The organism is Salinisphaera shabanensis E1L3A (assembly GCF_000215955.2).
Lineage (GTDB): Bacteria > Pseudomonadota > Gammaproteobacteria > Nevskiales > Salinisphaeraceae > Salinisphaera > Salinisphaera shabanensis.
The window spans coordinates 145652-155005 of sequence record NZ_AFNV02000006.1 but is presented as its reverse complement, the minus strand read 5'-3'; the positions used below and the strand labels follow the sequence as shown (position 1 = coordinate 155005).

At 60.3% G+C, this 9354-nt stretch carries 5 protein-coding genes, 1 tRNA gene and 1 pseudogene; 4 read left to right on the top strand and 3 right to left on the bottom strand.

All coding sequences use genetic code 11. From position 1 onward, the window contains the following. Together SSPSH_RS05495 and SSPSH_RS05490 are read left to right on the top strand one after the other, a co-directional pair. A partial coding sequence (locus tag SSPSH_RS05495; RefSeq protein WP_006911823.1) for an IS3 family transposase occupies positions 1-486 on the top strand: 486 nt, incomplete at its 5' end. Positions 487-852: 366 nt separating this feature from the next. Then, positions 853-1686, top strand: a pseudogene (locus SSPSH_RS05490) (IS30 family transposase); the annotation flags it as partial. Between the two features lie 804 nt (positions 1687-2490). On the opposite strand, the gene SSPSH_RS05480 reads toward SSPSH_RS05490, so the two are convergent. Beyond that, positions 2491-2580, bottom strand: a tRNA-Ser gene (locus SSPSH_RS05480). 282 nt (positions 2581-2862) lie between these two features. Between SSPSH_RS05480 and SSPSH_RS05475 the strand changes: the two genes are divergently transcribed. Next, entirely contained in the window at positions 2863-4647 is a 1785-nt protein-coding gene (locus SSPSH_RS05475) for an amidase (RefSeq protein ID WP_006911827.1), read from the top strand. Between the two features lie 1058 nt (positions 4648-5705). Continuing rightward, the gene (locus SSPSH_RS05470; protein WP_006911829.1) at positions 5706-6647 is read left to right on the top strand and encodes an integron integrase; all 942 of its coding nucleotides are present in this window, start codon (positions 5706-5708) and stop codon (positions 6645-6647) included. Positions 6648-6951: 304 nt separating this feature from the next. Here the strand turns inward: SSPSH_RS05470 and SSPSH_RS05465 are convergent, their stop codons facing one another. After that, on the bottom strand, positions 6952-7455 hold the full coding sequence (locus SSPSH_RS05465; RefSeq protein ID WP_006911830.1) for a hypothetical protein: 504 nt from the start codon (positions 7453-7455) through the stop codon (positions 6952-6954). A 290-nt stretch (positions 7456-7745) separates the two neighbouring features. Then, positions 7746-9137 (bottom strand): class II fumarate hydratase, encoded by a 1392-nt coding sequence (locus SSPSH_RS05460; protein ID WP_021031464.1) that lies wholly within the window; start codon positions 9135-9137, stop codon positions 7746-7748. Positions 9138-9354: the final 217 nt, after the last annotated feature.

Genomic DNA, 9354 nt, shown 5'->3' with positions numbered 1-9354 from the left:
GAAGTCTGGTCGATGGATTTTGTGTTCGATCGGATCGCCGATGGCCGTGCCATCAAGTGTTTGGGCATCGTCGACGACGCCACGCACGAGTGCGTGGCACTCGTGCCCGGTCGATCGATGAGCGGCACGCAAGTCGCCCGTGTACTCGATGAACTGTCACTCACCCGCGGCCTGCCGGCGATCATACGATCAGACAATGGGCCCGAATTCATTGGCAAGGCGATGTTGAACTGGGCACACAACAACGATGTGCAGCTCAAGCAGATCGAGCCCGGCAAACCGAACCAGAACGCCTATATCGAGTCGTTTAACGGCCGCTTCCGAGATGAATGCCTGAACGAGCACTGGTTCGTAAGCCTCGCCCATGCCACCACGATCATCCGAGGCTGGCATCGTGAGTACAACGAAGAACGACCGAAGAAAGAACTCAGCGGGCTGACGCCCGCTGACTACGCTGCGCAAATGGCCGCAGGAGCGGCCATTTAAACCCTTGGGCTCTGGATCGAAACGCTACTGAAACCGGGGTATGGTCGCCGCGACAACCGTTCGGCAATCGAACGATTTAATGCAAAGCCGCGTGTGGCATCTTCGTGTTAGGCGAGGCTCGATGCGCGCGCAGCATGATGCCGGCGAGACGGACGAATCCCATCCGAGTTCGTGATGATGCCTCGTGCCGACATGTGGTATTGATCGAACAGCTGCGCGATTTGATGGAGCGATTCACCTCACTGCAACGATCCCACATCTCGGCTTTCTGGCTTTCCTTTTACTGAGCCCGCGCTCCGTATCGCATCGGTATACGTCCTGCTCTATCCGTCAGGATTGTATTGCATCGACACGTTGAATCCAGGAGCAACGATAGCCGATCAGGCCGCGTGGCGTCAGCCATCTCGACCCAAGCCCTGTAAGCTGGGTCAGCACGACCGATTAGCCCGTGAAGTCGCCGCCAAGCTGCAGAAGCAATGGTCTCCAGAGCAGGTCGCAGGCTGGCTGAAGCGCACCTATCCCGACGATCCGAGCCGACAGGTGTCGCACGAAACAATCTATCGCACGTTGTTCATCCAATCCCGTGTTGCACTCAAGAAAGAGCTGCTTGCTCATCTACGTCGTACCCGGGCGATGCGCCGTTCTCGTCACCACGCGCAGAAAACGGATAATCACGGGCGGATCACCGGTACGGTATCGATCAGCGAGCGACCGGCGTCGGTCGACGACCGAGCCGTACCTGGGCATTGGGAAGGCGACCTATTATTCGGCAGCGCGAATAGCCAGATTGCGACGCTGGTTAAGCGACACACGCGTTACGTCATGGTGGTGAAGATCGATCGTAAGGATACCGCGACGGTCGTCGACGCCTTGATCGAAAACGCGCGTCGGCTACCCTAGCAGCTGTATCGCTCGTTGACCTGGGATCGGGGCAAAGAGATGGCCGCTCATCAACGCGTCACGCTGGCGACTGACATTCAGGTTTACTTTTGCGACCCACACCATCCTGGGCAGCGTGGATCAAACGAAAACACCAACGGGCTACTGCGCCAGTATTTTCCGAAAAGTATGTGCCTCGCCGCATTTTCCCCGACTGAGCTCGACACCGACGCGAGAAGCCTCAATGAGCGACCGCGTAAAACGCTAGATTACGAAACGCCGGCCAAGCGGTATCAACGTGTCGTTGCGTCGATCCATTGAATCCAAGGCCGATTGCGACCTAGGCTATGTAAACACGTCGCCGCCAGCTAAACCTCTCGCATGCTATTGGCGCAGAGCAGGATGAACCATTTCGTGACTGCAGAGAACCGACCCCAGAGCACGCTCCTTCCGGCGAGCCTCGACCACGACCTAACCGAGAGCAATCCAGTCTGCGTGGTCGATGTCTTTGTCGACAACCGCGACCTCTCCGATCTCGGCTTTCAGGGGCTGCTGAAAACATCCAACAAATCTGCGCGATAATTAGCGGCGCGCAACATGTCGATGGGGTCTTGTTCCTGGAAGCCCCGATGCCGAACAGCCCTCACTGTTCTCGACCTCGCAGACCGGAGATTTCGTGCCGGCCGATCGGGACTTGCCCGACTTTGGCACGAGCGCGTCCTACAGGAAACCGACAGACGTTAAACCACCGGAACCGGTTGGAGCGGGTTTCATACGCGTAATCCAGCCCTTATTGTCGCGGGCAGCAATGCTTGTAGCTTAACTATAAGGAGGCCGGCGCTGTATAGCGTGAAAACGTGGCACTACGCTGCTCACCACGCCGCGAACGCATAGCAGTTCGTGCAACGGGTGGCGGAGACAGTGGTTTCGCAGCGTGTGCGCGGGCGCTAAGAGTTGCCGTCCCCTAGCCTATTGCGTTGTATATAGCGTGCTAACAACATGTTGGCCGCGACCGATTCTGCGGCTACTCAAGCATACGTCGACCACGAAAAAGCCCGCGAAAAAGCGGGCTATCCGAAACAAGTAAGACGCAAGCCAATAACCTGCAGGCACTTGTTTTTTTATTGGCGGAGGGACAGGGATTCGAACCCTGGAAGGGCTTACGCCCTTGCTGGTTTTCAAGACCAGTGCATTCAACCGCTCTGCCATCCCTCCTTGTTAAAACCGGCGCACTCAACCGCTCTGCCACCTCTCCGCGGCACCGTTCTAGCGGACGTATTGTCCGAGACCGAGGTGTCATCGCGCAAGCCCCGGCGCGCTTCACTGCTGTCGCGCACCCAACCCGCTGCATGCGACATACAATGGCACGGCTTTTGCTTCAGAGGCCTGCGGGAAGCGGAGCCGCGCGAGGTGCACTGCCTTAGGGCAAGGCCGGTCCGTGCCCCCCAGGTAACCGCCCGACTTCCCGGGCGGTCCTTTACGCTCTTTGGGGATATCATGAAATCGAGGCTATTTTTCCTGCTGTCGTTGTTGGCAGCATTGTTGGCAGGCTGTGGCAGCGACTCTGGCAACAGCGTCGCATCCGGCAGCGGCTCGCCATCCACGCCGACCGAGCCCGCAACGTTCAATTTCGTCGAAGGCACCATCGCGCAGGCTCAAGCCGCCATGCGCGACGGCACCCTGACCTGCGAAGCACTAGTACAGGGCTATATCGACCGTATCCGCGCCTATGACGACGCGGGCCCCGAGTTGCGTAGCGTGGTGCGAGTGAATCCGCTGGCCCTGGATCGCGCCCGAATGCTCGATGCGAGCTACGCCAGCGATGGCCCGAGCGGCCCGCTGCACTGCGTACCGGTTCTACTCAAGGACAACTTCGACACCGTCGACGTCACCACAACCGCGGGCGGCATGGCGCTGCAGTATAACCAGACGCCCGACGATGCCTTTTCCGTAGCCGGGATCATCGATGCGGGTGGATTGATCCTGGGCAAGGCGAACCTCGACGAATTTGCCTTCGGCTTTCGTGGCAGCAGTTCAGTTCGCGGGCAGGTCAAAAATGCCTACGATCCCACCAAGGGGCCTGGCGGCTCGTCGTCCGGCACCGGGGCAGCGATCGCGGCCAGCTTTGCCATGACCGGCACAGGCAGCGATACGGGTGGGTCCATCCGTGTGCCGTCGAGCCTCGAAGGCCTCGTCGGCATTCGCCCGAGCCTGCGCCTGGTCAGTCAGGACGGCATTCTGCCGCTGGCCGCATCGCAGGACACCGGCGGACCGATGTGCCGCACCGTGGAGGACTGCGCCCTGATGCTAGACGCCATGGTCGGCTTCGACGACAGCCCGGCCGCCAACCAGCGCCAGGCATTCGCCTATGACTCGGCGGCGATCGAGAACGCGCACGAATACGCCTCGATCACGAACGTCCCCACAACCTATACCGACTTTCTGGATGCCGAAGGTCTCGATGGCGCACGCATCGCCGCGATTCTGCCGTTGTTCGGCAATGGCGATGACGAGAACGCCCAGGTTCAGTCGGCGCTCATGGCCGCGATCGAGCAAATGCGGTCCGCCGGCGCTACGGTAGATATTCTGACCGAAGCGGATCTCGCCGAACGCAATGTCTCGACCGATCAGCTCACGGACTTCCCCAGCAACTCACGCTTCGAGTTCCGCCGCGACCTCACGGGCTATCTCATGAGCTGGTCGTCCGATCTCGACGGCCACGTGCGCAGTTTTGACGCGGTTGCGGCCAGCGGCGGCTATGAAGAGCGCAACGCCAGCACCTTTGCGTTCTACGGCATGATCGGGATGGCACTCGAGAACACCGACGACATGAGCGAAGAAGCGGTTGATTATCGCGATCAATACCAGCGCAATATCGAAGAGCGCCCCACAATCGTACGCAACGGGCTAATGCGCATCCTCGAGAATCGCGACGGCGACGATATGAGCGCGAACGCCCTGGGCGCACCATATGACACCCTGCTCTATCCCTCGGTACAAAGTCTTGCGCCGGACCTGGGCCGCTCGCCAAGTGCCGGCAGTAACAATCGGCTAAGCCCATTCTCGGGCTTCCCCGCACTGAGCATGCCGGCCGGCATGGTGGTGCCGGCCGGCAACGACGACATGGCAGACCCCGAACCCGCCCTGCCCGTCGGCATGGAACTGCTAGCCCGGGAGTTCGACGAGCCAACGCTCATCCGTCTGGCCTACAGCTACCAGGAGACGTTTCAGCCACGTGCTGCACCGACGTTTACACCTGAACTGGCGGCAAACGACGACTGACGACTATCGCAACGTGATCGGCGGTCGGCGAAAATCGGCCGCTATCCCGCTTCATTTGCGCCATCGCTCGACGATGTCTGCGCGGTGCACGCCCCAACCGATGACAACCTGCCGAAAAACAGACGAAGGGGCCAGAGCCAGCTACTTGCTCGGGCTCGCTACTCAACGCTGCGGGCCGACAGCCAAACCAACCAACCGCCGTACAACGCCGAAGCTCAGTTGCCGCCGGAGCGGGCGAAGCCTGCGGAGGGAACCCAAAGCGCGCCAGCGCTTTGGGCGGTCAACTGCAGCGCCTCGTTGCACGTGAACTGCATCCGTTGAAGCTCCCCCAAGGCTGTCCTGCGGACCGCCATACTCGACGCGCCGAAAGAAAGAATTCCGAAGCCCGAACTTACCGCGAATAGTGGCCGACGGGAAGTCTCCGAAGCTGAGCGGAGGCGGACAAGTACCGAATTGCCCGAAGACCCGAAACATGGGCCGAAGCTCGGCTACCGGCTACGCGCTTGTAGCCAACTATGCAGCCGAACAAAAACACAAACCGACCGCCGTACAACGCCTAAGCTCAGCCGCCGCCGGAGCGGCCGGAGGCCGCGGAGGGAACCCAAAACGCGCCAGCGTTTTGGGCGGTCGGCTGCAGTGACTCGTTGTACGTGAACTGCGCCATTTGATGCTCCCCCAACTTGCCTGCGGACCACGAAGCCCGACGCGCCGAAAGAAAGAATTACCCGAACTCGAACTTACCGCGAATGATCGCTGACGGGAAGGCGCCGGCATGGATCGACGGCTATTGAGTCCGGAACTAGCGAGCTACCAAAAAGACGGGCCAAGGCCTAGCTACTGGCTCGACTTTGCTAGCCGACGCCAGAGTTCGACCACAACACAAACCGACCGCCGTACAACGCCAAGTATACGGCTAAAGCTAGGTATAGCACGCGTACCGTGATTCGCATAGCAATACGAACGTCTCATCTATCCAGCGTGTTTACTGCTATTCTTGAACGCTACACACCATAGCGTGTTAAGCAATGACGGATTTAGCGAACCGCCCACGCAGGTTGATGGATCAGGTGAGCGATCGGCTGCGTCTGGGCCATTACAGCCTGCGGACGGAAAAAACGTATCTCGCCTGGATAAAGCGCTTCATCCTGTTTCATGACAAGCGCCATCCGAAGGATATGGGCAAGCCGGAAATCGAGGCATACCTGACGCATCTCGCGGTTGATCGCCACGTAGCGGCCGCAACACAGAATCAGGCGCTGAATGCGATCCTCTATCTGTACCGCGAAGTCCTCGGTATCGACCTCCCCTGGATGGATGATGTGGTTCGCGCGAAGCGACCGGAGCGCATACCGGAGGTTTTAAGTACTCAGGAAGTCGGGCGGCTGCTTGCACAGCTTGAGGGCACCTACAAACTGATGGCATCTCTGCTGTATGGCTCGGGCCTGCGGTTGATGGAGGTAATCCGTCTTCGCGTGAAGGACGTGGACTTCGATTACCAGCAGATCGTGGTTCGCGACGGTAAAGGCGCCAAAGATCGGGTAACACCCCTGCCTTCTTCAGTGACCGCCGAACTCAAGGCGCAACTGGATTACGTCGCGCAGCAGCATCGGGACGATCTCAAGGCGGGCTATGGGGCGGTCTATCTGCCGAACGCGCTGGCGACGAAGTATGCGAACGCAGCGCACGAACTGGCTTGGCAGTACGTGTTTCCGTCTTCACGGTTGTCCAAGGACCCGCGTTCGGGCGCAACGCGACGCCATCACGTTAATGAAAAAGGCCTGCAACAGTCGGTGAAGCGTGCGGTTCGCCGGGCGGGCATCAACAAGAAAGCGAGCTGCCATACGTTGCGGCATTCATTCGCAACCCATCTGCTGGAACGCGGGAGTGATATTCGCACCGTGCAGGAACTACTCGGGCATAAGAACGTGCAGACGACCATGCTTTATACGCACGTGCTCAAGCGCGGTGGTCGAGGCGTCGTCAGTCCATTGGATGCGTAGCTGCCACACCGCAACGGTAAGCGGCCCGTCAAACACCGCGGTGGAACGCCAGATCGCGAAAAGCTCGTGGCAGACAAGGCCTGCGCAGAGCACAAATGCCGTGAACCGCGCCCGTGCCTAATACGGCCCCGTCTTAGCTCGACTTGGTCATTCCAGAACCGGAATACGATCGCGGCGCGGTATACGCAAACGTCGTTTTTCTGGCTTGTGCAACCAGGCGCCATCGTGGCGTGGGCGGATCATATTACCGGCGCCGATCAAGAAGGGATGAGCCACCGCCGACCCACGGCTTATTTTCTATAACTCAGTTATTGCTGGCATGGCGTGCAACGACATCCATGCGATCGAGCACGGCATGGGCCTGACGCACGTGGCCAACCCGCCAGCAGTCGCTGGTACGCGCCTGGGCGTCGGTCATCGGCCCATCCACGTTGTAGCGAGCGGCGCGGTGCTTGAGCGCACTGACACGCTGGGACGTCGCGGGGCAGCTGTCGAGGTACCCAACCAGGCGCTTGCTGACCAGATTCACGATCGCCAACAACGCGAGCACGATACCGGGCATCAGCATCCAGACATCGATCGAAGCATTGGTATTGCTGAGCGCTGCCATCACGCAGATGACGCTGTAGCCAAAGCCAGCCATGAACACGCCGAGCGATGGGAGACGCCGAAGTGCAACCAGCATGGCGAGCGCGCCGTGCGGTTCGTAGCTATCCAGAACGAATGGCGCCTGATCGGGCCAGTCGTCCACATTGCCGTTGGTGAGTGGCGGCGCGAGATCGCCGACAAGTATACGTTCGTTATACATAGTTCATGCCTTGTAGCCGCGAGCGTCCTCGCCGCCGCGGCAGTCGTTGTTCGTTGGTTTGGATCCGGATACGAACCGGTATCGGGAAGTCTTCACCGACCGCGTTCGGACGAGGCGCTTGCCGCAGCCCCTTACCGGCGAGCGCAAGGATGACGTCTGAATTCGCGCGAATCTATCCGTACAAGGCGGGATATACGGCATGAATCGCGCCGTTTTCACGTGAACCGCCGGATTGCAGCCATAAAAAAGGCCCGCCGAAGCGGGCCTTCTAAGTCCGGGCGTTAGGCGCCCTATTTCTTGATGCCGCCTTTGGTCAGATCGGCCGGGTCCAGGAGCCGGTCGATCTCGTCTTCGCTGAGATCGGTCTGCTCAAGCGTGAGTTCCTTGATCGGCTTGCCTTCCTTGTACGCCTGCTTGGCAATCGCGGCGCCCTTGTCGTAACCAATCACCGAGTTAAGCGCGGTGACGAGGATCGGGTTCTTCGACAGCGCGTCGTCCAGGTTGCCCTGATTCACGGTAAAGCTGGCGATGGCCTTGTCGGCCATGACCTGGCTGGTGTTGGCCAGCAGCTCGATGCTTTGCAGCAGGTTGTAGGCAATGACCGGCAGCATGACGTTGAGCTGGAAGTTCCCGGACTGGCCGGCCACGGTGATCGTGCTGTCGTTGCCGATAACCTGGGCCGAGACCATAGCGGCGGCTTCCGGAATCACCGGGTTCACCTTGCCGGGCATGATGCTGGAGCCGGGCTGCAGCGCTTCCAGCTGGATTTCGCCCAGGCCGGCGAGCGGGCCGGAGTTCATCCAGCGCAGGTCGTTGGCGATCTTCATCATCGACACGGCGATCGTCTTCAGCTGGCCCGACAGTTCGACGGCCGCATCTTGCGAGGACAGGCTTTCGAAGTAGTTGCTGCTGGTCTCGAAACGACAGCCGCTGGCTTTGCCGATAGCCTTGGCGAAACGCTCGCCGAATTCGGGATGGGCGTTGATACCGGTGCCCACGGCCGTGCCGCCCTGGGCCAGACGGCGCATGCGCGGCAGCGCGGCTTCCACACGGGCGATGCCGGAATCGATCTGTGCGGCCCAGCCGCCGAGTTCCTGGTCAAAACGCACGGGCATGGCATCCATCAGATGCGTACGCCCGGTCTTGACGACTGCCGATAGCTCTTCACCCTTCTTGCGCAGGGTGTCGCGCATGTGGGTGAGCGCCGGCAGCAGCTTGCGCTCGCATTCGATCACGGCAGCAACGTGGATAGACGTCGGGATCACGTCGTTGGACGACTGGCCCATGTTGACGTGGTCGTTCGGGTGCACGGTCTGGCCGGCGGCCTCGGTGGCCAGATGGGCGACGACCTCGTTGGTGTTCATGTTGGTCGAGGTGCCGGAGCCGGTCTGGAAGATATCAACCGGGAAGTGATCGTCGTACTGGCCTTCGGCGACGGCCGTGGCACTGTCGATAATGGCTTGAGCGATATCGGCGTCGAGCAGTTCCATATCCCGGTTCACTTCAGCCGCACTGGCTTTGATGAGCCCGAGCGCGTTGATCATCGCGCGCGGCGCACGCAGATCCGAGATCGGGAAATTGTCGACCGCCCGCTGCGACTGGGCGCCCCAGAGTGCATCGGTGGGCACCTTGAGTTCGCCCATGCTGTCTTTTTCGATCCGGTAATCGTTATCTGCGGCCATCGAATGCTCCTTCGTTTTCAAGGCTTGGCGGCCGGGCACGGCCCAGACCGGGATGAAATCGCTCATGCGTGGGCGACGCCACGCACAACGAATGAATTCGGTAGAATCCGCGATTCTATCACCGACTATTGGAACCTCCGATCGGGTTTCGCGCGAGCGCGCGGTGCAGCCGGGATGCGGTGGCAGACGATTCAGGCCACTCGCGCTTGCCGCGGCG